This window comes from Achromobacter sp. RW408 (genome assembly GCF_003184165.1).
GTDB classification, from domain to species: Bacteria; Pseudomonadota; Gammaproteobacteria; order Burkholderiales; family Burkholderiaceae_B; genus Achromobacter; species Achromobacter xylosoxidans.
Genome location: NZ_QHHO01000022.1, coordinates 636,897 through 662,331, shown reverse-complemented (window position 1 = coordinate 662,331; position 25,435 = coordinate 636,897). Strand labels below are relative to the sequence as shown.

Annotated in this window: 25 protein-coding genes; 21 read left to right on the top strand and 4 right to left on the bottom strand. The window is 66.9% G+C overall.

Annotation, left to right across the window (positions count from 1 at the left end):
• Positions 1-12 precede the first annotated feature (12 nt).
• Positions 13-306, top strand: coding sequence for a hypothetical protein (locus DK459_RS05335; protein WP_035182813.1), 294 nt, complete (start codon positions 13-15; stop codon positions 304-306).
• 15 nt (positions 307-321) lie between these two features.
• Here the strand turns inward: DK459_RS05335 and DK459_RS05330 are convergent, their stop codons facing one another.
• Positions 322-870: a hypothetical protein gene (locus DK459_RS05330; protein WP_233256762.1), complete on the bottom strand. Its 549-nt coding sequence runs from the start codon at positions 868-870 to the stop codon at positions 322-324.
• A gap of 328 nt (positions 871-1,198) precedes the next feature.
• Here DK459_RS05330 and DK459_RS05325 point away from each other — a divergent pair, with 328 nt between their 5' ends.
• From DK459_RS05325 to DK459_RS05280, 10 genes are all read left to right on the top strand, one after another.
• Positions 1,199-2,224: a MerR family transcriptional regulator gene (locus DK459_RS05325; RefSeq protein ID WP_070541934.1), complete on the top strand. Its 1,026-nt coding sequence runs from the start codon at positions 1,199-1,201 to the stop codon at positions 2,222-2,224.
• Between the two features lie 212 nt (positions 2,225-2,436).
• Positions 2,437-3,405, top strand: coding sequence for a LysR family transcriptional regulator (locus tag DK459_RS05320; RefSeq protein ID WP_110134520.1), 969 nt, complete (start codon positions 2,437-2,439; stop codon positions 3,403-3,405).
• Positions 3,402-4,877: an NAD(P)/FAD-dependent oxidoreductase gene (locus tag DK459_RS05315; RefSeq protein WP_054497430.1), complete on the top strand. Its 1,476-nt coding sequence runs from the start codon at positions 3,402-3,404 to the stop codon at positions 4,875-4,877. The genes DK459_RS05320 and DK459_RS05315 overlap by 4 nt, the downstream gene beginning before the upstream one ends.
• Positions 4,874-5,848 carry an ABC transporter permease gene (locus DK459_RS05310; RefSeq protein ID WP_110134604.1) on the top strand — a complete coding sequence of 325 codons (975 nt, stop codon included), beginning with the start codon at positions 4,874-4,876 and terminating at the stop codon, positions 5,846-5,848. Before DK459_RS05315 ends, DK459_RS05310 begins: the two co-directional genes overlap by 4 nt.
• Before the next feature lie 29 nt (positions 5,849-5,877).
• Positions 5,878-6,780 (top strand): ABC transporter permease, encoded by a 903-nt coding sequence (locus tag DK459_RS05305; protein ID WP_024069310.1) that lies wholly within the window; start codon positions 5,878-5,880, stop codon positions 6,778-6,780.
• Complete coding sequence (locus tag DK459_RS05300; protein ID WP_110134519.1) at positions 6,777-7,799, top strand: ABC transporter ATP-binding protein; 1,023 nt, start codon at positions 6,777-6,779, stop codon at positions 7,797-7,799. The genes DK459_RS05305 and DK459_RS05300 overlap by 4 nt, the downstream gene beginning before the upstream one ends.
• Positions 7,796-8,830, top strand: coding sequence for an ABC transporter ATP-binding protein (locus DK459_RS05295; protein ID WP_110134518.1), 1,035 nt, complete (start codon positions 7,796-7,798; stop codon positions 8,828-8,830). The genes DK459_RS05300 and DK459_RS05295 overlap by 4 nt, the downstream gene beginning before the upstream one ends.
• Before the next feature lie 31 nt (positions 8,831-8,861).
• Complete coding sequence (locus tag DK459_RS05290; RefSeq protein WP_020928179.1) at positions 8,862-10,433, top strand: ABC transporter substrate-binding protein; 1,572 nt, start codon at positions 8,862-8,864, stop codon at positions 10,431-10,433.
• A 10-nt stretch (positions 10,434-10,443) separates the two neighbouring features.
• A complete protein-coding gene (locus tag DK459_RS05285; protein ID WP_110134517.1) occupies positions 10,444-11,802 on the top strand; it encodes an acyl-CoA thioester hydrolase/BAAT C-terminal domain-containing protein in 1,359 nt (452 codons plus the stop codon).
• Positions 11,803-11,826: 24 nt separating this feature from the next.
• Positions 11,827-12,996, top strand: coding sequence for a CMD domain protein (locus DK459_RS05280; protein WP_082400485.1), 1,170 nt, complete (start codon positions 11,827-11,829; stop codon positions 12,994-12,996).
• Between the two features lie 140 nt (positions 12,997-13,136).
• On the opposite strand, the gene DK459_RS05275 is transcribed toward DK459_RS05280, so the two are convergent.
• Positions 13,137-14,036 carry a LysR family transcriptional regulator gene (locus DK459_RS05275; protein WP_006387054.1) on the bottom strand — a complete coding sequence of 300 codons (900 nt, stop codon included), beginning with the start codon at positions 14,034-14,036 and terminating at the stop codon, positions 13,137-13,139.
• A gap of 108 nt (positions 14,037-14,144) precedes the next feature.
• On the opposite strand from DK459_RS05275, the gene DK459_RS05270 reads away from it, so the two are divergent.
• The 6 genes from DK459_RS05270 (at position 14,145) to DK459_RS05245 (ending at position 19,928) form a co-directional block, all read left to right on the top strand.
• On the top strand, positions 14,145-15,137 hold the full coding sequence (locus DK459_RS05270; RefSeq protein ID WP_054444046.1) for a tripartite tricarboxylate transporter substrate binding protein: 993 nt from the start codon (positions 14,145-14,147) through the stop codon (positions 15,135-15,137).
• Positions 15,138-15,171: 34 nt separating this feature from the next.
• Complete coding sequence (locus tag DK459_RS05265; RefSeq protein WP_110134516.1) at positions 15,172-16,218, top strand: Ldh family oxidoreductase; 1,047 nt, start codon at positions 15,172-15,174, stop codon at positions 16,216-16,218.
• A gap of 27 nt (positions 16,219-16,245) precedes the next feature.
• On the top strand, positions 16,246-17,217 hold the full coding sequence (locus DK459_RS05260; protein WP_110059536.1) for a tripartite tricarboxylate transporter substrate binding protein: 972 nt from the start codon (positions 16,246-16,248) through the stop codon (positions 17,215-17,217).
• A gap of 4 nt (positions 17,218-17,221) precedes the next feature.
• Complete coding sequence (locus tag DK459_RS05255; protein ID WP_110134515.1) at positions 17,222-17,992, top strand: MBL fold metallo-hydrolase; 771 nt, start codon at positions 17,222-17,224, stop codon at positions 17,990-17,992.
• A 133-nt stretch (positions 17,993-18,125) separates the two neighbouring features.
• Complete coding sequence (locus tag DK459_RS05250) at positions 18,126-18,920, top strand: ABC transporter substrate-binding protein (protein ID WP_110134603.1); 795 nt, start codon at positions 18,126-18,128, stop codon at positions 18,918-18,920.
• Between the two features lie 150 nt (positions 18,921-19,070).
• Entirely contained in the window at positions 19,071-19,928 is an 858-nt protein-coding gene (locus tag DK459_RS05245) for an SAM-dependent methyltransferase (protein ID WP_024069320.1), read from the top strand.
• Between the two features lie 25 nt (positions 19,929-19,953).
• Here the strand turns inward: DK459_RS05245 and DK459_RS05240 are convergent, their stop codons facing one another.
• The gene (locus DK459_RS05240) at positions 19,954-20,169 is read right to left on the bottom strand and encodes a hypothetical protein (protein WP_006384150.1); all 216 of its coding nucleotides are present in this window, start codon (positions 20,167-20,169) and stop codon (positions 19,954-19,956) included.
• A gap of 314 nt (positions 20,170-20,483) precedes the next feature.
• Between DK459_RS05240 and DK459_RS05235 the strand changes: the two genes are divergently transcribed.
• The gene (locus DK459_RS05235) at positions 20,484-21,356 is read left to right on the top strand and encodes a leucine-rich repeat domain-containing protein (protein WP_035181169.1); all 873 of its coding nucleotides are present in this window, start codon (positions 20,484-20,486) and stop codon (positions 21,354-21,356) included.
• Positions 21,357-21,535: 179 nt separating this feature from the next.
• Entirely contained in the window at positions 21,536-22,081 is a 546-nt protein-coding gene (locus DK459_RS05230) for a hypothetical protein (protein ID WP_035181172.1), read from the top strand.
• A gap of 31 nt (positions 22,082-22,112) precedes the next feature.
• Here DK459_RS05230 and DK459_RS05225 read toward each other — a convergent pair whose 3' ends face one another.
• Positions 22,113-24,026, bottom strand: a complete 1,914-nt coding sequence (locus DK459_RS05225; protein ID WP_070541904.1) for a radical SAM protein — start codon at positions 24,024-24,026, stop codon at positions 22,113-22,115.
• Positions 24,027-24,173: 147 nt separating this feature from the next.
• On the opposite strand from DK459_RS05225, the gene DK459_RS05220 reads away from it, so the two are divergent.
• Together DK459_RS05220 and DK459_RS30355 are read left to right on the top strand one after the other, a co-directional pair.
• Entirely contained in the window at positions 24,174-24,602 is a 429-nt protein-coding gene (locus DK459_RS05220) for a VOC family protein (protein WP_024069322.1), read from the top strand.
• Between the two features lie 103 nt (positions 24,603-24,705).
• Positions 24,706-25,296 (top strand): hypothetical protein, encoded by a 591-nt coding sequence (locus DK459_RS30355; protein ID WP_131726714.1) that lies wholly within the window; start codon positions 24,706-24,708, stop codon positions 25,294-25,296.
• Positions 25,297-25,435: the final 139 nt, after the last annotated feature.

Below are 25,435 nucleotides of genomic sequence, written 5' to 3'. Positions count from 1 at the left end.
CAGATGCCGTCCATGCGCGCCCTGCCTCACGCCCTTCTCGCCTGCGCCATGCTGGGCGCCGCTTTCACCGCCCAGGCCGGTGATATCGACAAGGGCCGCTGCACCTACAAAGGCATCCCGCTGCACGGCAAGGTCAAGGTGGTCGACGCCTTCGCCGATATCCGGGTGAAGAAAGTCAGCGCCTTCGCCGACGGATGCGGCGAATGGAAGATCGTCGATGCCTTTCCCGACTTCACGGTCCAGTTCGTGGACGCGTTCCCCGATGTGACCGTCAAGTGGGTGGAGGCGTTTCCCGGCACGGACTGACGCCGGGCCGCCGCGTCAGCGCTGGCCGGCGGCCCGGGGCGGCGCGCAGCAATGGGCGGTGTCGATCACGCGGCCGCGGCAGGCCGCCAGCATGGGCGGATTCCTGCACAGCAGCGCGTTGGCCGGCAGCGTCAGCCGGAAGCCCTGATCGAGCATGCACAGCTGCGCGGCGGCGATGTCGTTGAGCAGCATGTCGTCGCCCGGCTCGATCACCGAGGCGTAGCCGCACGCCCGCATGGCTTGCTGCACGCGCTGCGCGTCGGCGTCCGGCCGGGTCCATTGTTCATAGGCGGGCGGGCGTTGCCGTGACGCCGCCGCGGCGCCGTCGGTTGCCGGGCAGGCCGCCAGATGGGGATGGGCGTCACAGTAGGTGTGGCGCTCCTGGTAGGCGAAGCCCTTGCCGAGCATGCACTGCTCACCCCGCGCATAGTCGTTGTTGGTGATGGTCGTGCCGTCGACATGGCTGGCGCTGGGAAAGCCGCAGTCGAGCAGCGCGTCACGCACGCCTTGCTGATCGACGCCAGCCTTGGCCCACAGCGCGTACAGCGGCGGCGGGGGCTGCATCGGCCGGCCATTGATGCAAGCGCTCAAGCCCAGGCAGAGGAGCGCCGCCACCGGCCTATAGAGGCGGAGGCGTCCATCCGTGCCGCCTTGCCGGCCCCGGGCCCCAGGCGTGGCGCGCCGCGTGTCCGATACCGGTCGTCCCCTTGCCATGCTTTCCCCATCAAAGTTGCCAGGATTGAACCGCCAGGCGAGGCGTAATGCTATTGCAATTTCCTTTCCTATGAGCAGACGGGCGTTGTGCCGGCAAACAATCCGATAATGTGTTGACTCGACCCTTGGGGCCGCCCCCAAGCTGGCTGCACCTAGTCAACACAAGGACGGTGAACCCATGAGTTCTTCCAATTCGTGGCTGAATGCTTCCGAAGCAGCCAGACGGCTTGGCGTATCGATCAAGGCCTTGCGGCTATACGAACAGCATGGCTTGATGACCCCCGGGCGTACACCAGCGGGGTATAGAACCTATAGACCTGACGATATCGTCCGCGCGACCGAAATCGTGACGCTGCGCACGCTCGGACTCAGCTTGGCTCAAATCGCGCGCGTACTGGGGGGTGACGTCGAGAGCCTGAGCGCGGCGTTGTCGACACACGAAGCGGTGCTCGACAAAGATATCCAAGCGCTTCTTCACCAATTGGACAGGCTACGAAGTATCCAGGCAAACCTGGCTCGTGGTCGGATGCCATCGGATGGAGAATTAACCGGCTTGCTCGATCGATCGACCGAAACCCGCGCGGCGTTTGCGCTCCCCTGGCCTTGGGGAGGGGAATGGTTCGAAGTTCGGGATGTGCGTCCCCTGAATTACATCATCGGCTCGTTAGGCAGCGGAAAGACCAGGCTGGCCCTTCGTCTCGCGCAGAGCCTGCCAAATGCGGCCTTCGTTGGCCTGGATCGGCTCGACAATGGATGCGCCGCGGCGAAGGCCATGTTGGCAACGGATCCCGCTCTCGGATCGCGCATTGCCAAAGTCATGGCGTGGCTCGTCGACGAGGGCGCAAGAGAATCCGATGCGCTGACAGCTTTACTCGTTGCATTGGAAACGGAAGGCCCCGCGGTGTTGGTGATCGACATGGTCGAACAGGGCCTTGACCAGCCATCTCAGGAAGCCTTGATGGCGCACCTTCGTCAGCGCGCGAAGGCCGCAGGAAAGCCCCTCTTCCTGATGACGCGCTCGTCGGCGATCCTGGATCTTGCCGCCGTTGGACCCGACGAAGCCATTCTGCTTTGCCCGGCGAATCACAGTCCGCCAAGCCGCGTCGTGCCTTACCCCGGCGCGCCGGGCTACGAGGCCGTCGCGACGTGCCTGGCCTCGCCCGAAGTGCGCGAGCGGATATCGAAGCGCCCCCAACCGGCGTGATCGCGCGTGCGTCTCGTCGTGCTCGAAATCCCCCTAGAGTCCCCCAGCCGGAGACGAGTGGCCCTAGGGTAATCCCGTAAGTCGTTGAAATAACGCGAAGTAATGACAGGGCATAAGGAAATCCCGATTAGGGAATTTGCTTATGCCCTTTAATTATTTGTACGGCGCATACTCGATACGTAAGAATTCGTCCTTGGCATAAAGCAAGAAAGATGGAACTTCGTCAACTCGAGGCCTTCGCGGCCGTCATGTCCACGGGCAGCGTCACGGCTGCCGGGCGTCTGCTTGGCCGTTCGCAGCCCGCGATCAGCCGGCTGCTGCAGGAACTGGAAGCCGAGATCGGCTATGCCCTGTTCGCCCGCAGCGGGCCGCGCGTGACGCCGACCGAGCAGGGCTTCCTGCTCTATGACGACGTGGAACGCGCCCTGTCCAGCCTGCGGCAGATCCGCGACCGGGCCGAGGAAATCGCCCGTGGCCAGGCGCAACCGCTGCTGCTGGCGGCCACCTCGGCGCTGGCCGCCGGGCTGGTGCCGGACGCGCTCAAGCGCATCGAGCCGCATGCCAACCTCGCCCCCCGCATCGAACTGCGCAGCGCCTCGCCCGAGCGCGTGGTTCACGCCGTCCTGAGCGGCGCGGCGCAACTGGGCGCGACCAGCCTGCCGCTGGAGCATCGCGGCCTGACCGTGCACTGGATCGGCCAGGCGCCCTGTGTGGTGGCGCTGCCCGAAAACGATCCGGCCGCGCGCCATGACGTGGTGCCGGTGGCCGAGCTGGCCGGGCGCCGCGTCATCACCATGGCCAATCCCTACCGCCTGCGCCGCCGGCTGGACGCGGCGCTGGGCCATGCCGCCGGCGCCATCGAAACCAATTCGTCCGTCAACGCCCTGGCCGCCGTGCGCGCGGGCCTGGGCGTGTCGGTGCTGGAACCCATTACCGCCTACGGCGCGCCGATGGCGGGCGTGGCGATCCGCCCGATCGACCTGGACATCCCCTTTTTCTTCGGGGTCATCACCTCGCAGTCGCAGCCCCTGACGCCGGCCTGCCAGGCCATGGCCGATGCGCTGGCGCAGGCCGCCGCGCAACTGCTGCCCGGCTTCGTGCTGCACGACGCCTGCCAGCACGGCGCGCTGCTGCAGTCGATCTACGGCGATGAAACCCCTCTTACGGATACGCCCGCATGAACCAACCCCTCGCTCCCGCCCCGCAAGGCCTGGCCGCACTGGAAGCGCGCCTGCGCCAGGATTTGTCCTGGCTGGAAATCCCCGCCAAGCCCTGGGTCACGCCGCGCCTGGTCGACGGCCAGCCGGTGCTGGACGTGGCCATCATCGGCGGCGGCATGGCCGGCCTGGCCGCGGCGGCCTCGCTGACGCACCTGGGCATCGTCGCGCCGATCTTCGACCAGTCGCCCGAAGGCTATGAAGGGCCGTGGGCCACCACCGCGCGCATGGAAACCCTGCGCTCGCCCAAGCAGTTGACGGGCCCGGCGCTGGGCCTGCCCGCGCTGACCTTCCGCGCCTGGTTCGAAGCGCAGTTCGGCGCCGAGGCCTGGGAGGCGCTGGACAAGATCCCGCGCCTGCAATGGATGGACTACCTGCGCTGGTACCGCCGCGTGCTGAACCTGGACGTGCGCAACCAGCACCGCGTGCTGGCCGTGCTGCCGCGCGCCGACCGGCTGGTGCAACTGGACATCGAAGCGCCCGCCGGCCGGCAGACCGTACTGGCGCGCCGCGTGGTGCTGGCCACCGGCCGCGACGGCCTGGGCGGCGCCTACGTGCCGGACTTCGCGCGCAAGCTGCCGCGCGACCGCTGGGCGCATTCGTCGGACGTGCTGGACTACGCCACCCTGGCCGGCAAGCGCGTCGGCGTGGTGGGCGCGGGCGCGTCGGCCATGGACAGCGCCGCCACCGCGCTGGAAGCGGGCGCGGCCAGCGTCGACCTGCTGATCCGCCGCGACGACATTCCGCGCATCAACAAGGGCAAGGGCGCCGGCAACCCCGGCCTGACCCACGGCCACCTGAACCTGCCCGATGAGTGGAAGTGGAAGATCCGCCACTACATCAACGCCGCCCAGGTGCCGCCGCCGCGCGGCAGCACGCTGCGCGTGTCGCGCCACCCGAACGCCCGCTTCAACCTGGGCTGCGGCGTGCAGGACCTGGCGCTGGTCAATGACGAAATCCGCGTGACCACGCCCAAGGGCGTCTTCACGCTCGACTTCCTGGTGTTCTCCACGGGCTTTCGCATCGACTGGACCGTGCGGCCGGAATTCGCCGCGCTGGCGCCCCACGTGCGCGCCTGGGGCGACCGCTACACCCCGCCCGCCGGCGAGGAAGACCAGGAACTGCATGATTCACCCGACCTGGGCGCGGCCTTCGAATTGCAGGAAAAGACCCCGGGCGCCTGTCCCGGCCTGGACCGGGTGCACTGCTTCTCGTACCCGGCCGCGCTGACGCACGGCACCGTGTCGGGCGACATCCCCGCCATCAGCGAAGGCGCCAAGCGCCTGGCGCAAGGCATCGCGGGCCTCTTCTACCGCGAGGACGTGGCCACGCACTACGCCAACATGGAAGCGTTCGCGGAACCCGAGGTGTTCGGCGACGAATGGACGCCGGCCCCGGCGCCCGGCGCGGCCCGGCAGGCGGAGACCGCGCAATGACCGCTTGGCTGCTCCGCCGCGTGGCGCAAGCCGCGGTGGTCGTGTTCCTGATGACGCTGATCGTCTTCGTCGGGCTGCACGCCATCGGCAACCCCGTCGACATCCTGATCGGCCAGGACGTCGACCAGGTCGACCGCGCCCGCATCATCGCCGAACTGGGGCTGGACAAGCCCTTGTGGCAACAGTACCTGGGCTTTCTGAACGGGGCGCTGCACGGCAACCTGGGCAACAGCTTCGTCTACAACATCCCCGCCGTGGAACTGGTGATCCAGCGCCTGCCGGCGACCCTCGAACTGGCCATCGCCGCGCTGCTGCTGGCGGTGATCATCGGGCTGCCGCTGGGCCTCTTGGCCGGGCTGTATCCCGACAGCCGCTTCTCCAAGCTGGTGATGGCGGGCAGCATCGTCGGCTTCTCGCTGCCGACCTTCTGGGTCGCGCTGATGCTGATCATGACCTTCAGCGTGTCGCTGGGCTGGCTGCCGGCCAGCGGCCGCGGCCAGACGGTGGAACTCCTGGGCTTCCAGTGGTCGTGGCTGACGGCCGACGGCTGGCGCCACCTGATCCTGCCGGCGCTGAACCTGTCGCTGTTCAAGATCTCGCTGGTGATCCGCCTGACCCGCGCCGGCGTGCGCGACGTGATGCCGCTGGACTTCGTCAAGTTCGCCCGCGCCAAGGGCCTGTCGCCGTTCCGGGTGGTCTGTGTGCACGTGCTGCGCAACACCATGATCCCGCTGGTGACGGTACTGGGCCTGGAGCTGGGCTCGACCATCGCCTTCGCCGTCATCACCGAAAGCATCTTCGCCTGGCCCGGCGCCGGCAAGCTGATCCTGGACAGCCTGAACGCGCTGGACCGCCCGGTGATCGTGGCCTACCTGATCGTGGTGGTGTGCCTGTTCGTGACGCTCAACCTGATCGTCGACATCCTGTACAAAGTGCTGGACCCGCGGGTGCGGCTGGAGGCCTCGGCATGAGCGCTCCGAACACTCCCCAGGCAAATGCCATGCAAACCGCCGCCCCTGCGCTGAAGCGTGAATCGCCCTGGCGCCGCAACCTGCTGGAATTCCTGTCGTCCAAGACGGCGGTGTTCGGGCTGGTGATCGCCACCCTGCTGATCCTGGCCGCCATCCTGGCGCCGTGGATCTCGCCGCAGAACCCCTACGACCTGCTGCAGATCGACGTGCTGGACGCGCGCCTGGCGCCGGGCACGATGAACGGCCTGAACACCTTCCACTACTGGCTCGGCACCGACGGCCAGGGCCGCGACCTGCTGTCGGGCATCCTGTACGGCCTGCGCATCAGCCTGATGGTGGGCGTGGGCTCGGCGCTGATCGCCGGCATCATCGGCACGCTGCTGGGCCTGCTGGCGGCGTATGCCGGCGGCAAGGTCGACGCGCTGATCATGCGGCTGGTGGACCTGATCCTGTCGTTCCCGTCGATCCTGGTGGCCATGATGATCCTGGCCTACCTGGGCAAGGGCGTGGGCAACGTGGTGCTGACGCTGGTGATCCTGGAATGGGCCTACTACGCCCGCACCGCGCGCGGCCAGGCCCTGGTCGAGCGCCGCCGCGAGTACGTCGAGGCGGCGCGCTGCCTGGACATCCCCAACTGGCGGATCATGCTCAAGCACATCCTGCCCAACTGCCTGCCGCCGCTGATCGTCATCGGCACCCTGCAGATCGCGCGCGCCATCACGCTCGAAGCCACGCTGAGTTTCCTGGGCCTGGGCGTGCCCGTGACCGAGCCGTCGCTGGGGCTGCTGATCTCCAACGGCTTCCAATACATGCTGTCCGGCGAATACTGGATCAGCTTCTACCCCGGCATCGCGCTGCTGATCACCATCGTCGCCATCAACCTGGTGGGCGACCGCCTGCGCGACGTGCTGAACCCGAGGACCCACAAATGAGCGCCGCCCGTCCCGTCGCGGCGCCGGCCGCCGCCAACGTGCCGACCCTGGAAGTGCGCAACCTGCGCACCCACTTCTTCACTCGCGCCGGCACCCTGCCCGCCGTGGACGACGTGTCCTTCACGCTCGAACGCGGCAAGATCCTGGGCCTGGTCGGCGAGTCCGGCTCGGGCAAATCCGTCACCGGCTTTTCCATCATGGGCCTGGTGGACGCCCCCGGCCGCGTGGTTGGCGGCCAGGTGCTGTTCCAGGGCCGCGACCTGACCCAGCTGGCCCCGCGCGAGCTGCGCAAGCTGCAGGGCAACCGCATCGCCATGATCTTCCAGGATCCGATGATGACGTTGAACCCGGTGCTGCGGGTCGACGTGCAGATGATCGAAACGGTGCGCGCCCACAACAACATGAGCAAGTCGCAGGCGCGCGAGCTGGCCCGCGACACGCTCGGCATGATGGGCATTCCCAGCCCGGAAGAACGGCTGCTGGCGTATCCGCACCAGTTGTCCGGCGGCATGCGCCAGCGCGTGGCGATCGCCATCGCCATGCTGCACCGGCCCGACCTCATCATCGCCGACGAGCCGACCACGGCGCTGGACGTCACCATCCAGGCGCAGATCCTGTCCGAAGTGCAGAAGCTGGCGCAGCAACACGGCACCAGCCTCATCTGGATCACCCACGACCTGTCGGTGGTGGCGGGCCTGGCCGACGACGTGGCGGTGATGTACGCCGGCCGCATCGTCGAACACGGCAAGGTCGACGACGTGCTCGATCGTCCGCAGCATCCCTACACGGTGGGCCTGATCGACAGCCTGCCCAGCAACAACCAGCGCGGCCAACGCCTGCGCCAGATTCCCGGCATAACACCCAACCTGCTCACCCTGCCCGCCGGCTGTGCCTTCGCGGCGCGCTGCGCGCGCGCCACGGCGCAATGCGGCCAGCAGCCCGCCATCACCGACGTGCTGCCCGGCCATCAGGTGCGCTGCTTTCATCCGTCGCGCCAACCGGGCGAGGTGGCGGCATGAGCCCGACGACGATTCCGGACACCCGCGACGGCGCCACCCCGCTCATCGACCTGCGCCAAGTCAGCAAGCGCTTTGGCGAACGCCCCGTCGGCGCCGCCGGCCGCGCCTTGCAGCGCCTGGGCCTGTCCAAGCCGCCCGCCATCACCCGCGCCGTCGATCGTGTGGACCTGCTGGTGCGCCCCGGCGAAGTGGTCGGCCTGGTCGGCGAGTCCGGCTGCGGCAAGTCCACCCTGGGCCGCATCGCGGCCGGCCTGCTGACGCCGTCCGGCGGCGAGGTGCTGATCAACGGCCAGCGCCCGGCCGACATGACGCCGGCCCAGGCCCACGCCGCGCGCCTGAAGGTGCAGATGATCTTCCAGGACCCGTACGCGAGCCTGAACCCGCGCCTGCGCGTGGACGAGATCGTCGGCGAGGCCGCGCGCATCCACGGCCTGGTCGGCAACGGCGACTTCGACGACTACGTCAGCGCGCAACTGCAACGCGCCGGCCTCGACCCGGCCCTGCGCCAGCGCTATCCGCACCAGTTCAGCGGCGGCCAGCGCCAGCGCATCGGCATCGCCCGCGCCCTGGCGGTGCAGCCGTCGATGCTGGTGTGCGACGAGGCCGTGGCCGCGCTGGACGTGTCGATCCAGGCACAGATCCTGAATCTGTTCATGGACCTGCGCGAACAGCTCAACCTGACGTACCTGTTCATCAGCCATGACCTGGGCGTGGTCGAGCACCTGTCGGACCGCGTGGTCATCATGTACCTGGGCCGCGTGGTCGAGACGGCGCCGGTGGACGAAGTCTTCCGCCGCCCCAACCATCCGTACACCCAGGCGCTGCTGGCCGAGATCCCCAACCTGAAATCGCGCCACAAGACCTTCACCGCCATCAAGGGAGAGATTCCCAGCCCGCTCAATCCGCCCGGCGGCTGCCACTTCCACCCGCGCTGTCCGCATGCGATGGCGCGCTGCAAAACCGAGGTTCCCACCCTGAAGGGAATCGCCATCAACCACCTGAGCGCCTGTCACCTGAACGACATGGCCTGAAAGAAGTTCCCCCTCACCAAGGACCCCGAACATGAAACGCCTGATTCTCTCGACCCTGACCGCCGCCATCCTGGGCGCGTCCGCCGCGGCCTCGGCCGACAACCTGTCGATCGGCTTTGCCGATCCGCTGTCCTCGCTCGACCCGCAACTGAACAACCACGCCGGCGACCGCTCGGTGGCCCTGCACTTCTGGGATCTGCTGATCGAGAACAAGTGGAACAAGCTGCAGCCCGGCCTGGCCGTGAGCTGGAAGCCGCTGGACAGCACCACCTGGGAATTCAAGCTGCGCGAAGGCGTCAAGTGGCAGGACGGCACGCCGTTCACCGCCGACGACCTGATCTACTCGTACACCCGCGCCCGCGCCGTGCCCGGCAGCGTCGCCACCTACGCCGGCTACCTGCGCACCATCGACACGATGACCGCCAAGGACCCGCTGACCCTGATCGTCAAGACCAAGGCGCCCAACCCCGACCTGCCCCTGAACCTGGCGTCGGTGCACGTGGTCAGCAAGCACGTCGGCGAGAAGTCCACCACCGAGGACTACAACTCGGGCAAGGCCATGGTCGGCACCGGCCCCTACAAGTTCGTGTCCTACACCCCCGGCGACCGCGTCATCATGGAACGCAACGACGGCTACTGGGGCGAGAAGGCCACCTGGGACAAGGTCAACTACCGCTACATCAACAACGCCGCCGCCCGCACCGCCGCGCTGCTGGCCGGCGACGTCGACGTGATCGACAAGGTCTCGGTGTCCGACCTGGCCAAGCTGCAAAAGGCCGCCAACATCTCGGTCTACCCGTACGACGGCCTGCGCGTCATGATCCTGCAGCCCAGCTTCAACCCCGCGCCGAATCAGTACATCACCGACAACAACGGCAAGCCGCTGGACAAGAACCCGCTGCTGGACGTGCGCGTGCGCCAGGCGCTGAACCTGGCGATCAACCGCAAGGCCATCACCGACCGCATCCTGCAGGGCGCCGCCACCGAAGCCAACCAGTGGATGCCCAAGGGCACCTTCGGCTACAACCCCGACGTCAAGGACATCCCCAACGACGTCGAAAAGGCCAAGAAGCTGCTGGCCGAAGCCGGTTTCCCTGACGGCTTCAAGCTGACCATGCACGTGCCCAACGACCGCTACCCGCAAGGCCCGGAAACGGCCCAGGCGGTGGCGCAGTTCTGGACCCGCATCGGCGTCAAGACGCAAGTGGAAGTGGTGCCATGGGCCGTGTACTCGGGCCGCGCCAACAAGAACGAATTCGCGGTCAGCATGCTGGCCTGGGGCAACGGCACGGGCGAAGCCAGCTACGCGCTGGTCAACATCCTGGCCACGGTCGACGCCAAGAAGGGCCTGGGCGCCTCCAACTGGGGCCACTACAGCAACCCCAAGGTCGACGCCGCGCTGGACCAATCCACCTCGGAATTCGACGTGGCCAAGCGTGAAGCCATCCTGCGCGACTCGGTCAAGCTGGTGTCCGACGACGTCGGCATCATCCCGCTGTACCACTACAAGAACATCTGGGCCGCCAAGAAGGGCCTGAAGGTCACCCCCATGACCAGCGACCGCACCGCCGCCATGATGGTCACCAAGGACTCGGCCAAGTAAGGCGCGCATCATGGTTCCTACCCTGAGCATCCAACCCGCCGACGCGCTCATCGACGTGCCCCGCCAGATCCGGGTGGAGCACGTCGCGCCCGGCCAGACGGTGGAGATCACCGCCCTCACCCGCCGCAACGGCGTGCTCTGGCAAAGCCACGCCGCCTTCGTCGCGGGCGAGGACGGCGTGGTCGACCTGACGCGCGACGCGCCCGTCTCGGGCGACTACAGCGGCCTCTCGCCCATGGGCCTGGTGTGGTCGCAGTCGCCCGTGGACTCGCCCAGCCGCGAGCACTTCAACCACCCGGTCAGCGAGCCGCTGGTCACCGAAGTGGTGGCGCGCGTGGCCGGCGCCCAGAGCGTGGCGCGCTTCACCCAGCGCCTGGCAGCCGAAGGCGTCACCCGCCAGGAGGTGCGCGAGGAAGGCCTGGTCGGCACGCTCTACCTGCCGCCCGGCGCCACGCCCGGCTCGCATCCCGCCGTGCTGATCCTGAACGGCTCGGGCGGCGGCATCAACGAACCGCGCGCCGCGCTGTACGCATCGCGCGGCTACGCCGCCTTCGCGCTGGCCTACTTCAAGGCGCCCGGCCTGTCGGACTACATCTCCAACACGCCGCTGGAGTACTTCCAGACCGGCCTGCGCTGGCTGCGCAAGAAGGTCCAGCCCAGGCACGACTTCGTCGCTATCAGCGGCCAGTCGCGCGGCGGCGAACTGGTGCTGCTGCTGGGCGCCACCTTCCCCACGGAAGTGTCGGCGGTCGTGGCCTACGTGCCCGGCGCCGTGGTCCACAGCGGCCAGAACGCCTGCGACCCCAAGATCGGCCGCGAAGGCCCGACCTGGCTGCTGGGCGGCAAGCCCCTGCCGCACGTCTGGGAAAACAACCGCACCGCCACCTGGGCGCCGTTCGACGAAGGCCCCGCGCCGCATCGCCACGAAAAGGCCATCCTCACCGCGCTGCAGGACCCCGACGCCGTGGCCCGCGCCCGCATCAAGGTCGAGGACATCCAGGGCCCGGTGATGCTGCTGTCGGCCACCGACGACGGCTCGTGGCCGTCCAGCCTGTACTCGAAGATGGTGCGCGACAAGCTGGCCGAGGTGGAGCATCCGTATCCGGTCCAGTGGCTGGACTACGAGAACGGCGGCCACTCGATCCTGTTCCCCTACGTGCCCACCACACAACTGGTCTACGCCCACCCCGTGTCCGGCAAGATCAGCACCAGCGGCGGCAACCCCAAGGACAACGCGCGCGCCGACGAGCAATCGTGGGAAGGCGTGCTGAAGTTCCTGGACGCCGCGGTCAAGGCGCGCGGCCAGGCCGCGCCGTCCGCGAACCGCGCCGAAGCCGGCGCGGCCGCCACGCCCGGCAACGCCGGCTGAACGACATCCAAGGAGACTTTCTCAATGGCACAACCACCCATCGTCTATGACGCCGCCCGCGACCTGGTGGACCAACTCGTCGGCCTGAAGGCCGACAGCGCCACCTACGCCGTGCGCCACCAGCGCGACAAGGTCGCCGCCGCCACCCAGGGCAGCTACGACGCCCTGTTCGACCCGGCCCTGCCCGGCCTGACGCTGGCCGAGCGCCTGCTGGTCGCGCTGTACGCCGCGCGCCTGACGCCGTCGCCGGCGCTGGCCGCGCACTACCGCCAACGCCTGGTGGAAGCGGGCGCCAGCGCCGCCGACATCCAGGTGGCCGAGTCCGGCAAGCCGGCGGACGCCGCCGACCCGCGCCTGGCCGCCATCCTGGAATTCACGCGCAAGCTGATCGAAAAGCCCGTCGAAGGCGACGAAGCCGCGCTCAAGACCCTGCCGGCCGCCGGCGTCTCCACGCCTGCCGTGGTCACGCTGTCGCAACTGGTGGCGTTCCTGTCGTATCAGGTGCGCCTCGTCGCCGGCCTGCAGGCCATGCTGGCGCTGGAAGCCAAGCCCGCCGCGGCCGGCACGCCGCCCGCGCCCTTCCCGGCCAACACCGCCGCCACCGAACCGGGCGCCGTCATCAAGGCCCACGGCTTCACCAACGAAGTGCTGGAGTGGAAGGCGTGGCTGGACGTGGTCCAGGTCGACAGCGCCACGCCCGAGCAGATCGCGGTCCTGGAAGAAAGCCACCCCAAGGCCAAGGTCTCGGATTACTACCTGTTCCTGGTGCACCAGCCCGAGATCCTGCGCCAGCGCTCCACCGCGTTCAACGCCATCATGTACGCGCCCGGCGGCCTGTCGCGCGCCGAGCGTGAACTGGGCGCGACCGTGGTGTCGCGCGTCAACGGCTGCGTCTACTGCGCCTCGGTGCACGCGCAGCGCTTCGAGCAACTGGCCAAGCGCAATGACGTGATCGCGCAGGTGTTCGAGGATCCGGCCACCGCCGGCACCACCGCGCGCGAGCTGGCGATCGGCAAGTTCTCGATCCAGATCACCGACGCGCCGGCCTCGGTGGATGCGGCCAGCATCCAGGCGTTGAAGGACGTGGGCCTGAGCGACGGTGAAGTGCTGGACCTGCTGCATTCGGACGCGATCTTCGCGTGGGCCAACCGGTTGATGTTGAACCTGGGCGAGCCGGTGGTCGTGCAGGTCTGACGATCGCGCGCGCATCGCGCCGCGCAGTACCTGGACAGGCCGCGTTTTCGCGGCCTGTCTGCTTTACGGCTCGCGGTTGATGCCCGTCATCCGCAGGCGGCCGACAACGCAGCGGCGTGTCGGTTGAACCGCGCGCCCGCCTACTTCTGCCGCGCCTCCACCCGCTGCGACAGCAGGTCGTAGAACAGCCGCGCCACCGGATTCAAGGTCTTGCCGCGCGGATGGATCAGGCCGATCGTGCGGCTCACGGCGGGATTGCGCAGCGGCACGCTGACCAGCGTGCCGTGATCCTCATCCGGCATCGCCAGGCGCGGCACCACACCCACGCCCAGGCCCGCCTCCACCATGCTGACCAGCGCCGGCACGTGCTGCACCTCGCAGAAATGGCGCGGCCGGCTGCCGCTGTGCACCAGCGCCTGGTCCATCAGGAAACGATTGCCGCTGCCCTGCGCCAGCGTGATGTACGGATGCGCCTCCAGGTCGGCCCAATCCACCGACTTGCGTTTGGCCAGCGGATGCTTGCGGCTCACCGCCGCCACGAACGGCTCTTCCAGCAGCGGCTTGAACTCGATCTCGGCGTCATTGGCGCCGATGTAGGTCAGCCCGAAATCCGCGTCGCCGCGCGCCACCGCCGTCAGCACCTGCGAGGACGACTCGTCGATGATGCGGATGCGGATGCGCGGATAGCTGGCGTGGTATTCGCGGATCACATCCGGCAGGAAATACGCCACCGCCGACGGCACGCAGGCAATCGTCACCATGCCCGACAGCCGCTCGGCCACGTCGCGGATGCCGACCAGCGCGCTCTCCAGCTCATTCAGCACGCTGCGGGCGCGCGGCACGAAGCCGCGGCCGAGGGTGGTCAGCTCGACCTTGCGCGTGGTGCGCGTCATCAGCTGCACGCCCAGCGCCGCCTCCAGCTTGTCCACGCGGCGCGACAGCGCCGACTGCGACAGGTGCAGCGCCTCGGACGCGGCGCGGAAACTGCCCAGGTCGGCCACCGCCAGGAAGGCGCGCAGATCGGCAAGGTCGAAATTCATGCGTTTTCATCAAGAATTGAACGAATTTTTGCACTTTACTCGATTCCGAGGGCGGGGCACGATGTCTCCCAGCCGCAACCAATAGCGGCCCGAACAGGAGACCCACCCATGAATCCGCTACGGAGAGCCTGCCTGCGCACCGCGCTGGCGCTGGCCGCCGCCCCCTTGTTGTCGTCCGCCCCCTTCTCGGCCCACGCCGACGCCTGGCCGCAACGCCCCATCCGCCTGCTGGTGCCCTATGGCCCCGGCGGCAGTTCCGACGTGGTGGCGCGCGCCGTCGCCGTGGAGATGTCGCGCGACCTGGGCCAGCAGGTCATCGTCGAGAACAAGGGCGGCGGACAGGGCAGCATCGCCACGGTGGAAGCGGCGCGCGCCCGGCCCGACGGCTACACGCTGATCCTGGGCCACGTCGGCACCCTGGCGGTGAACCCGACCATGATGCCCAACCTGTCGTATGACCCGCGCCGCGACTTCGCCCCGATCATTCTGCTGGCCAAGCTGCCCATGGTGTTCGCCGTGGGCGCCAAGGTGCCGGCCGCCACCCTGCCCGAATTCGTGGCGCTGGCGCGCGCCAAGCCGGGCGTCCTGAACTACGGCTCGGCCGGCAACGGCAGCGCCGGCCACCTGGCCTTCGAAATGCTCAAGACCGCCGCCGCCATCGACGTGGTGCACGTGCCGTACAAGGGCACCGGCGCCCAGGTCACCGACCTGCTGGCCGGCAACATCGACGCCGCCGCGGCCGGTATTCCTGGCCTGCTGCCGCATGCGCAGGCCGGCAAGATCAAGATCGTGGCCGTCGGCTCGGCCCAGCGCCTGCCGATCCTGCCGGACGTGCCCACCGTGGCCGAGCAGGGCTACCCCGGCTTCGAAAGCTCGCAGTGGTTCGGCCTGCTGGCCCCGGCCGGCACACCGCAGGAAGCGATCTCGCGCCTGCAGGCCGCCGCCCAGCGCGCCCTGCGGACCGACGCCGTGCGCCAGCGCCTGGCCCATGACGCCGCCGAGCCCTCCGGCGCCGGCCCGGCCGAATTCGCCGCCTTCATCGACGCCGAAGAACGCCGCTGGAGCCAAGTGGTGAAAGACGCCCGTCTTTCCGCCGAATAAGTCCCCCTCTTTTCTCACACAAGGATTGCTGATCATGGCCGCCACTGCTGGCTCCCCCTCCCTCGTCCCGGAAACCGAACTGCGCGAGCTTGGCGTGCGCGCCTTCGAAGGCCTGGGCCTGCCGCGCCAGGACGCCGTCGACGTGGTCGACATCCTGGTGCTGGCCGATCTGTTCGGCCTGTCCACCCACGGCCTGTCGCGCATCGAATCGTATGGCGAGCGCCTGCAGGTCGGCGGCATCAACCGCCGGGCCCGCATCCGCGTGGACAGCCCCGCCCCCGCGCTGCGCCTGGTCGACGGCGACAACGGCGTCGGCCCGCTGGTCGGCATGCACGCGCTGCGCGCCGCCATGCAGGCCGCCAGCGAATGCGGCGTGGGCCTGGCGTTCGCCCGTCAGAGCAACCATTTCGGCCCGATCTCGCCCTACGGCCTGATCGCCGCTGAGGCCGGCTACGCCAGCATCATCGGCAGCAACGCCACCACCACCATCGCCCCCTGGGGCGGCACCGACGCGCGCGTCGGCAACAGCCCCATCGGCTTTGCCGTGCCGAATCCGGACGGCGCGCACTTCCTGCTCGACATGGCCATGAGCGTGGTCGCCCGCGCCAAGATCCGCAACGCCCTGAAGGCCGGCCAGGCCATCCCCGACACCTGGGCCACCGACGCCCAGGGCCAACCGACCACCGATCCCAGGCAGGCGCTGGACGGCTTCCTGCTGCCGATCGGCGGCCACAAGGGCTACGGCCTGGCGCTGATGGTGGACCTGTTCGCCGGCCTGCTGTCCAACGCCGCCTACCTCACCCACGTCAAATCCTGGGTCGACGCGCCCGACGAACCGCAGAACCTGGGCCACTTCTTCCTGCTGATCGACACCCGCCGCCTGGGCTCGACCCAATGGCTGGCCGAACGCATGAACGACTTCGCCGCCATCCTGCACGCCAGCCCGGCCGCCGACCCGGCCCGCCCCGTGATCCAGCCCGGCGAGATCGAACTGGCCAAGCTGGCGCGCCAGCGCGCCCACGGCATCGAGGTCGCCGCCGATGTCCTGGCCCTGCTGCGCCAACACGCCGGCCAGGGCTGAGCCGGCATCCCGGAGGAGACCGACAACATGAAGAACATCGCCCGACTCACCCTGGTCCTGGCGGCGACCCTGGCCGCGCCGCTGGCCGGCGCCGCCGACTACCCCAGCCAGCCGATCCGCCTGATCGTGCCCTACGTGGCCGGCGGCGCGGCCGACATCACCGCGCGCGTGGTCGCGGCCCGCATGGCCAAGACCCTGCAGGGCACCATCGTGGTCGAGAACAAGCCCGGCGCCAACGGCATGATCGGCACCGACTTCGTCGCCAAGGCCGCGCCCGACGGCTACACCCTGCTGCTGGACGCCAGCGGCCCGCTGGTGGTCAACCCGTCGCTGTACAAGAAAACGCCCTATGACCCGCTGAAGGATTTCGCCCCGATCAGCCAGATCACCAGCTACCAGTACGCGCTGGTGGTGCCGCGGCAATCGCCGGCGCACAGCATCGACGACCTGCTCGCCGCCGCCCGCAAGAAACCCGGCGCCGTCACCTATGGCTCGGCCGGCCTGGGCGCCGGCGGCCACCTGGCCGGCGAACTGCTGGCCCTGCGCACCGGCACCCAACTGACGCACGTACCCTACAAGGGCAACGCCCAGGCCCTGACCGACGTGCTGGGCGGGCAACTGTCGTTCACCTTCGACACCACCGTCACCGCCACCCCGCACATCCAGTCCGGCAAGCTGCGCGCCTACGCCGTCACCGGCCCGCGCCGCGCCTCCAGCCTGCCCGACCTGCCCACCATGCAGGAACTCGGCTACAAGGACTTCGTCATCACCCAGTTCCAGGGCCTGCTGGCGCCGGCCGGCACCGACCCGCGCATCATCGCCACCCTGCATGACGCCGTGGTCCAGGCGGTGAAGGACCCGGAAGTGGTGCGCAAGCTGGCCACCGAAGGCGGCAATGAAATCATCGCCGGCACGCCCGAGGAATTCACGCGCCAGTTGCGCGACGACCTGCAACGCTACCGCCAGCTGATCAGCGAAGCCCACATCACCGCGGAGTGACCCCATGTACCAGATCGATATCCTGATCCAGGGCTACCCCGGCCGCGCCGTCTGCCATGGCGGCCTGGGCTGGAGCACCAGCACCCTGCTGCGCTCGGACCGTCACAGGATCCTGGTGGACGTCGGCACGTTCGGCGTGCGCCACCTGCTCGGCCGCCACCTGGATGCCTGCGGCGTCGCGCCGGCCGACATCACCGACGTCGTCCTCACGCACGCCCACTACGACCACGCCGTCAACTTCACGCTGTTCCCCAACGCCACCGTCTGGATCGGCGCGCGGGAACTGCAATGGGCCGCCGCGCAACCGCCCGGCTTCAACCCGCTGCCCGAACTGTACGTGCGCGAACTCGACCGGCTGGACCGCGTGCGCCGCATCGGCGACGGCGACGCCTTCCTGCCCGGCATCACCGCCATCGCCGCGCCCGGCCATACCCCCGGCCATCTGCTGTTCTACGTCGACGATCCGCGCCAGCCCATCCTCTTCACCGGCGACGCCGCCAAGAACCGCGCCGAACTGGTCTCGGGCCAGGTGGTCGACACCGCCGACGCCGCCGCCAGCCATGCCAGCCTGGAACGCATCTGGGAATGGTGGCGCAAGCGGCCCGATACCCTGCTGGTGCCGGGCCATGACCTGGGCATGAAGCTCGACGCCGATGGCGCGCCGGTCTATGTCGGCGAGCGCCGCGCCGCGATCAATGCGTGGTTCGGGGATGACCTGGAGCCGCAACGGATCGACTTGTGCTGTGCGCCGGGTGCGGGGCGGTACAGCGTGTGAGTCGGCGGCTACGGCTTTAAGCCCGTAGCCGATGGCCTCTAGGCCGCCTCTACGGCTTGTGAGTCATCCGCCACGGCCAGTAAGCCCTGCGCTACCGCCTTTGAATTTCCCACCTTCCTTTGCCATGACCACCATGACCGCGATTTCCGACACTACCGCCCGTCCTGACGCCCACGCGCTTTCCAGCGCCTCCACCATCCCCGCCAACATCGTCCAGGCCTTCACCCCCACCGGCGCGCTGCGCGCCACCATCAACCTGGGCAACCCCATCCTGGCCACCCGCGACGCCAGCGGCGCCCCCGCCGGTGTCTCCGTCGACCTGGCCCGCGCCTTCGCGCAGCGGCTCGGCGTTGCCCTGGAACTCATCGTCCTGGACAGCGCCGGCAAGGCCGTCGACACCGTCAGCCAGGACGCCGCCGACATCGGCTTCTTCGCCATCGACCCCAAGCGCGCCGCCGGCATCGCCTTCACCGACGCCTACGTCCTGATCGAAGGCGCCTACCTGGTGCGCAACGATTCGCCCCTGCGCGAGATCGCCGAGGTCGACGACCCGCGCCATCGCGTCACCGTCGGCCTGGGCAGCGCCTACGACCTCTACCTGACGCGCGAACTGCAACGCGCCGCCATCACCCGCGCCGCCACCTCGCCCACCGTGGTCGACACCTTCCTGCAGACCGGCACCGACGTCGCCGCCGGCGTGCGCCAGCAACTGGAAGCCGACGCCCGCCGCCTGGGCGGCCTGCGCCTGCTGCCCGGCAGCTTCATGACCATCCGCCAGGCCATGGGCCTGCCGCGCGGGCGCGGCGAAGCGGCGGCGCGCGTCCTGGCCGACTTCGTCGAAGACATGAAACGCAGCGGCTTCGTGGCCCAGGCCCTGGCCCGCCACGGCATCGACGGCGCCGCCGTCGCGCCGGCTGCCGGCGGATAGCCGCCGCATAGTCGGCCGACCCGCGCACGGCTCAACGCCAAGCAAGCCCGCCGTCTCGGCAGCCTGACGGAAAGCCAGCGGTTTCGTTAAAATGACGCTTTCCGCCTTCCACTGCGCCCCGCCCCAAGCGGGGCGCATTGCCTTACCCCCATGTCCGACAAAACCCACGACATCCGCCCCGGCCAGTCGATCGAACTGCTCAAGGCCCTGCACATCCTGACCCGCGACGGCAAGATGAACCAGGACAGCCGCCGCAAGCTCAAGCAGGTCTACCACCTGTTCCAGTTCATCGAACCGCTGCTCAAGGACGTCCAGCAACAACGCGGCGCCGTCACCCTCGCCGACCACGGCGCGGGCAAGTCGTACCTGGGCTTCATCCTGTACGACCTGTTCTTCAAGGAGCAGCCCGACGCGCTGAAGAACGGCTCGCACATCTACGGCATCGAAACCCGCGAGGAACTGGTCAAGTCATCGGAAGAACTGGCCAAGCGCCTGGGCTTTGGCGGCATGTCGTTCCTGAACCTGTCGGTGGCCGAATCCATCACCTCCGACAAACTGCCCGCGACCATCGACGTGGTCACGGCCCTGCACGCCTGCAACACCGCCACCGACGACGCGATCCATTTCGCGTTGGAGAAAAAGGCCAAGTACATCGTGGTCGTGCCCTGCTGCCAGGCGGAAGTGGCGTCGGTGCTGAGGAAGAACAAAGCCAAGGCGCTGGCCGATCCGCTGGCGGAGATCTGGCGGCACCCGCTACACACGCGGGAGTTTGGCAGCCAGATCACGAACGTGCTGCGGTGCTTGCAGCTCGAAGCGCATGGGTACCAGGTCAGCGTGACGGAGCTGGTGGGGTGGGAGCATTCGATGAAGAATGAGCTGATCATTGCGCAGTACAAGGATCTGCCGCGTCGGAAGCCTGCGGAACGGCTGACGGAGATGCTGGATCGGATCGGGTTGCAGGAGTTGAAGGATCGGTTTTTCCTGCCGACCCCTATGACGACATCCTGAACGCAACGGCAGGACGTCGCCGGATTCAATCCCCGGAGCTTCGGCGCAACCGATCCGTCGACTGCTTGTTCAGCCGCTTTGCCTCGGCTTCCGCGTAGTCTTCCTCGCCCTGTTCGTATTTGCCTTCATACATGCAGCTGCTGCGGGCCAAGCCGCACTCGCCGATGATTGAAGAGCAGCCCGAGCTCAACGCAGCGAGAAATAGCACAATACCGTAACGGCCCAACGTTTGAATCGACATATGGCTCCTTGGGGAATCACGGTAGTGTACCGGCGACGATGGCAACCTCAACCTCGGGGCGGGGTAAAAAATAGTGTCAACCGTCGGCGCCGGCTGGCAGCAACACCGGCCAGCGCGGTTGAAAACCGAGTACCGATCGCATCACGGCATTGGAACAGTGAAAAAGCGGAGGCCATCACGGCGCCACACAGACAGAACGGCAATCCGGCTCGCGCGGGATTGCCGTTCTGCTTTATTGTTCTACCCTTCGAGAATGCCCGCCCCGCTGTCGCCATGCCCGCCCTGCCGACAGAAGCCATGACTCCGGAGCCCGTATGCCACTAGTCCCGTTTTCGACGCCCCAACCCGGCCGCGACAAGCGATGGCTGTTGATGCACAGCCGCCAGGCCGCGCAGGCGCATGGCTCGGATCAAGTCCTTGTCTACGATGCGCCGCCGGACGCGACAACGCTGGCGACGATCGAATACGTCCATCTGTGGGCGCCGCCCCTGGACCCGGTGCAGGAATTGCCGGCATTGATCGCGCGCCTGCCGTCCCTGACGCATCTGTCCATCGGACCTGGCAATATCCAGGCCTCGGTGATCGAGAACCTGCGCGCCGATATGCTGCCGGACAGCCTGCGGCATCTGTCGATTTTCGATTGCCCCGGTTCGCATACCTGGTCGGCGGGAGCGATGCCGCAACTGGAATCGCTAGAAGTAAATGTACCGATGCGGTTCAAGGCAGAGGATTTCCCCGCGCTGCGGTCGCTGTCGATATTGCCGGACAAGCCAGGCAAGCTGCTGGACCAGACCTTGCGGCTGCCGCTGGCGGAACTGAATCTGTACAACGTGCCCTTCGATGCGACCGTGTTTGATCGCATCGCGGCGTTGCCGCTGGTGTCGCTGGGGTTGATGGCGGGGCGTTCGTTGCAGACGCTGGCGGGTATAGAACAATTATCCGGACTGCGCTCGTTGCGGCTGAAGAATCAAGGGGCATTGGAGACGATCCGGCCCATCGCCGCCCTGCCCGCACTGGAATGGCTGAACATCCAATATTGCAAGAAAATTGCCGATATCGATGTCCTGGAAGAACTTACCGGTTTGCAGGAGCTGACCCTGGTGGGTTGCGGCAATATTGGGCTGGGTGAGTTGGAAGACAAGCTGCGCACTAAACTGCTGCGGTCAAATATCGCCGCCACGAGATAGTTCTTATATTTGCCCTTCGCCCGATGGCATCCTCTGGCATGGAAACTCGCGAAGGAACGGCCAAAAACTGTCGCAATTCGACCTGACATGCCACCTCCATTTCGATACATTGCTCTAGGGCTTAATTCCTGAAAGCCGTTATCTGCACAATGTCGAACGCATGAGGAGACGTACCGGCGATGAATAAAGAGACTTTGGAAAAGTTAAAGGCTCGCACGGCCCGCACCGCCGTAGGAGCATCCACCGCGCAGAAGATGGGCCCCAAAGGAACGATCGCCGCAGCGCGAGAGTTCTTGCAAGGCGTGAACCTGCGCAAGTTCGGAAACGCCAAGACGGAACGTGCCTATTTTCGATTGCTTGATACGGAGACTGCCGCACTGCAGAACGCCTTGCCCCGAACTGCCCAGCACTGGGGAAGCGCGCGCAAGTTTCTGAATATCTTTCTTCGCAATTGCGCCTACAACAAGTATCTGTGCAGCGAATACGCCCTCGACACGATAGAGCAATGGATGGAAGTGCCGCTGGACAGCCACGTAGCATCCGGCTTGAGGAAGCAGCCGGAAGGCGCCAAACTGCTGCGCTGGAAAACCGTTATCGGATTAACACCGGAAGAAAGCGCGATCTTGCAGGAGGTCGCATCCCGGATCGCCAACCGGGAGGGCATAGCTCGGGTCCATCTGGACGTGCATTATTGGAACGGTCCACACGTGAAGCCGCGCGCCTGAACCGCTCCGCAAGCAGCGGGGGAAGAAGCCCCTACCCCCGCTGGCTCAACGCCTTGGCAATCCGATGCCGCCCCACCGTCGTCTTCGGCACCTTGAACGGAAACCAGCTACGGACGTCCTCGTCCAGCCCGATCCCGTGCATGTAGTTGTAGATCGCCTTTTTCAACGCCCGTCCCAGCGCGTCGTGATCCACCCCGGTCGGGTCGTCGAAGCCGATGTCGTTCTTGGCAAACGTCACCTCCGGCAGCGGCCGCAGCGTCACGCCGTATTCCTCGGGGTTCAGCCCGACAGGTGAATGCACCGTACAGGCGAAGCGGTGGAAGAACCCGCTCTGGATACAGCCGTTTTCGAACAGCTGGCGCACGTATTCCAGCGCGTCGACCGTGTCCTGCACGGTCTGCGTGGGAAAGCCGTACATCAGGTAGGCGTGCACCAGGACGCCGGCGTCGCTGAAGGCGCGCGTGACGCGCGCCACCTGGTCGACCGACACGCCCTTCTTCATCAGGTTCAGCAGGCGGTCCGAGGCGACCTCCAGGCCGCCGGAGACAGCGATGCAGCCGCTGTCGGCCAGCAGTTCGCACAGTTCGGGGGTGAAGGTCTTCTCGAAACGGATATTGCCCCACCACGAGATGCCGGCGTTGCGGTCGATCAATTCCGTGGCCAGGGCCTTGAGGGACTTGGGCGGCGCGGCCTCGTCGACGAAGTGAAAACCCGTCTGCCCGGTTTCCTGCACGATGGCCTCGATGCGGTCGGCCAGCACGGTGGCCGAGGCGCCTTCGTAGCGGCCGATGTAGTCCAGGCTGACATCACAGAAGCTGCACTTCTTCCAGTAGCAGCCGTGGGCCACGGTCAGCTTGTTCCAGCGGCCGTCGCTCCACAGGCGGTGCATGGGGTTGAGCATGTCCAGCAGCGACAGGTAGCGGTCCAGCGGCAGGCCGTCCCAGGTGGGCGTGCCGACTTCGGCGAAGGCGACGTCGGGCTCGACCAGGTTGACGTAGCGCACCGCGCCGCTGTCGGCGTCGCGCAGGAAGGTACGCACCAGGCGCTGGCGCGAGCGCTTGCCTTGCACGTGTTCCATCAGCGCCAGCAAGGGGCGCTCGCCGGCGTCGAGACTGACGAAGTCGAAATAGTCGAAGACGCGCGGGTCTTTCAGTTCGCGCAGTTCGGTGTTGACGAAGCCGCCGCCCAGCACAGTGATGATCCTGGGGTCTTGCGCCTTGATCGCCTGGGCGATGCGGAAGGCGGCGTAGACGGCGCCCGGGAACGGCACCGACAGCAGCACCATGGTGGGCTGGTGGCGCGCCAGGGCTTCCAGGGTCAGGTCGCGCAGGGTGTCGTCGACCAGGTTCAGCGGCGCGGCCAGCGCCTCGGCCAGCGGGTCGAAAGTCGGCTGACTGCCCGCCAGTGATTCGGCGTAGCGCACGAATTCAAAACGCGGATCGATGGCGTCGCGCAGCACGTCGGCCAGGTCGTTCAGGTACAGCGTGGCCAGGTGCTTGGCGCGGTCCTGCAGGCCCAGGGCGCCAAAGGCCCAGCCCAGCGGGTCGCCGCCCTCGTCGTCGATGTACACGTCCAGCGAGGCGAAGCGCGGGCCTTCGGGCAGGAAGTGGCGGCCGACGATGCGGTGCGCCAGCGTCGAGTCGCGGCCCTGCAGAAAGGCGATCACCGGGCCGATGGTGGCCAGGTAACGCGGCTGCATGGCGACGAAGGCCTGGATCGCGGGGGTGTGCTTGTCCAGCGGCAACGCGTCCACCTTGGCCGCCACGGCGCGCAGGCCGTCGGGCGACAGCAGGCGCAAGACCAGCGCCAATGCCAGGTCTTCCTGCGTGGCCGTGACGCCGCGCGAACGCAGGAAGCCGGTCAGGTAGGCGGTGGACGGGTATGGCGTATTGAGCTGCGTCATCGGCGGGATGACGGACAGCACGCGAAGGGGCGTGGCGGACATGAGACACGGCGGGAAACGCCGTCAAAGCGGGGATCGAGGGGGGATTATAGTTACCGGCGGGTCCGGGACGCTGTCGCAAGGGAAATACGGGTGCGACGCCCGGGCGGCGGGTTTCCCTGTTTTTCCCTCATCCACGAGGAGCGTTTCGTGCTGAATCGAGAACGACACAAGGGCCGTTTGATTGATCACATCGGGTTGGTGGTGCGTGATCTGCCCGCCAGCAAGAAGTTCTATACCGCCGTGTTCGAAGCGCTGCGAATTCCGATCGGCGGGTCCGATGACAGGAATTTCTGGGCGGATGAGTTGTTCATTTCCACGCCGGATAGTGATGAGGTGCAGGGGCAGCTGACCGGGCGGCTGCATCTGGCGTTCCAGGCGCATGACCGGGACATGGTGGATGCGTTCTACCAGGCCGCGATGGCCCATGGCGGACGCGACAATGGCGCGCCGGGGGAACGGGCGTACCACAAGGGGTATTACGCGGCGTTCGTGCTCGATCCGGATGGGAACAATATCGAGGCGGTCTGCCGGGATTCGGCGGTGCGGACGGCGGAGTCTGTGGTGGTCAGGTATTGAGCAAGACTAAAGCCATGCCTCGGTGTGCCTTGACGCATCCAATAAACTCCTTAACTATCAGCCATCCGGCTGTAATTCCAAAAGACTCTGAAAAACACCTTAGATGCCACACAACAAGATCGTCTCAGATGCAATCAACAGCTATCAGGAAACATTGAGCGAAGCAATCACCATCGCCCGCACCCTGACACTGGAACCATTTTTCGAACTGAGTTTCAACACATCTGTCATTTCGAACGAATGGACAGAGTCCAAACTTCAAGATCTGAGAACGGGCTACGCGCTGCCCGACAAGCGAAAGTGTGTTCTGTATATATTCAAACTCGACACCCCCGAACAAAGCAAGATCGTTCTAAGCGAAATCGAACGCGCTAAGGGCGAACAAGGTACAGACGACGGAAAGAAGAATCTTTGCACATTTAATCCTCAGTTCGATGGTTCTGAAACTCTCTATGTGGGTCGCAGCTTTACCCCTCGATCGAGAATAAGCCAACATCTGGTTTCGTCAAAAAGTGGCACCTACGCGATGCACCTGGAGGAATGGGCGAAACCACTCGCATTGACCATCAACTTAACCGTTTATGACGTACCGCAATATAGCGACAAGGTCGAAGTCGAAAGAGCGATGAGCGTTCTGGAAACAGGTGTATGGGACCACCTTAGGCCACTCCTCGGGCGCAGGGGTGACAGGTGACCGCAAAAGATCAGCGGCAGGAATTCCGATTGAAATTGCTTGTGAGGATTGCAGCCCAGGGGCCTGGGCCAACCCCCTTGAACGATATGCGGCGACAGATTTGCGCCGCATACGAGAGGGCATCCGGCATTGCGCCATC

Coding starts and splice junctions, on each gene's coding strand:
- DK459_RS05315 (WP_054497430.1), top strand. CDS start 3,402: ATGAACCAACCCCTCGCTCCCGCCCCGCAAGGCCTGGCCGCACTGGAA.
- DK459_RS05285 (WP_110134517.1), top strand. CDS start 10,444: ATGGTTCCTACCCTGAGCATCCAACCCGCCGACGCGCTCATCGACGTG.
- DK459_RS05275 (WP_006387054.1), bottom strand. CDS start 14,036: ATGAATTTCGACCTTGCCGATCTGCGCGCCTTCCTGGCGGTGGCCGAC.
- DK459_RS05280 (WP_082400485.1), top strand. CDS start 11,827: ATGGCACAACCACCCATCGTCTATGACGCCGCCCGCGACCTGGTGGAC.
- DK459_RS05225 (WP_070541904.1), bottom strand. CDS start 24,026: ATGTCCGCCACGCCCCTTCGCGTGCTGTCCGTCATCCCGCCGATGACG.
- DK459_RS05245 (WP_024069320.1), top strand. CDS start 19,071: ATGTCCGACAAAACCCACGACATCCGCCCCGGCCAGTCGATCGAACTG.
- DK459_RS05260 (WP_110059536.1), top strand. CDS start 16,246: ATGAAGAACATCGCCCGACTCACCCTGGTCCTGGCGGCGACCCTGGCC.
- DK459_RS05265 (WP_110134516.1), top strand. CDS start 15,172: ATGGCCGCCACTGCTGGCTCCCCCTCCCTCGTCCCGGAAACCGAACTG.
- DK459_RS05325 (WP_070541934.1), top strand. CDS start 1,199: ATGAGTTCTTCCAATTCGTGGCTGAATGCTTCCGAAGCAGCCAGACGG.
- DK459_RS05300 (WP_110134519.1), top strand. CDS start 6,777: ATGAGCGCCGCCCGTCCCGTCGCGGCGCCGGCCGCCGCCAACGTGCCG.
- DK459_RS05270 (WP_054444046.1), top strand. CDS start 14,145: ATGAATCCGCTACGGAGAGCCTGCCTGCGCACCGCGCTGGCGCTGGCC.
- DK459_RS05310 (WP_110134604.1), top strand. CDS start 4,874: ATGACCGCTTGGCTGCTCCGCCGCGTGGCGCAAGCCGCGGTGGTCGTG.
- DK459_RS05235 (WP_035181169.1), top strand. CDS start 20,484: ATGCCACTAGTCCCGTTTTCGACGCCCCAACCCGGCCGCGACAAGCGA.
- DK459_RS05305 (WP_024069310.1), top strand. CDS start 5,878: ATGCAAACCGCCGCCCCTGCGCTGAAGCGTGAATCGCCCTGGCGCCGC.
- DK459_RS05250 (WP_110134603.1), top strand. CDS start 18,126: ATGACCGCGATTTCCGACACTACCGCCCGTCCTGACGCCCACGCGCTT.
- DK459_RS30355 (WP_131726714.1), top strand. CDS start 24,706: ATGCCACACAACAAGATCGTCTCAGATGCAATCAACAGCTATCAGGAA.
- DK459_RS05230 (WP_035181172.1), top strand. CDS start 21,536: ATGAATAAAGAGACTTTGGAAAAGTTAAAGGCTCGCACGGCCCGCACC.
- DK459_RS05240 (WP_006384150.1), bottom strand. CDS start 20,169: ATGTCGATTCAAACGTTGGGCCGTTACGGTATTGTGCTATTTCTCGCT.
- DK459_RS05255 (WP_110134515.1), top strand. CDS start 17,222: ATGTACCAGATCGATATCCTGATCCAGGGCTACCCCGGCCGCGCCGTC.
- DK459_RS05335 (WP_035182813.1), top strand. CDS start 13: ATGCGCGCCCTGCCTCACGCCCTTCTCGCCTGCGCCATGCTGGGCGCC.
- DK459_RS05320 (WP_110134520.1), top strand. CDS start 2,437: ATGGAACTTCGTCAACTCGAGGCCTTCGCGGCCGTCATGTCCACGGGC.
- DK459_RS05330 (WP_233256762.1), bottom strand. CDS start 870: ATGCAGCCCCCGCCGCCGCTGTACGCGCTGTGGGCCAAGGCTGGCGTC.
- DK459_RS05295 (WP_110134518.1), top strand. CDS start 7,796: ATGAGCCCGACGACGATTCCGGACACCCGCGACGGCGCCACCCCGCTC.
- DK459_RS05290 (WP_020928179.1), top strand. CDS start 8,862: ATGAAACGCCTGATTCTCTCGACCCTGACCGCCGCCATCCTGGGCGCG.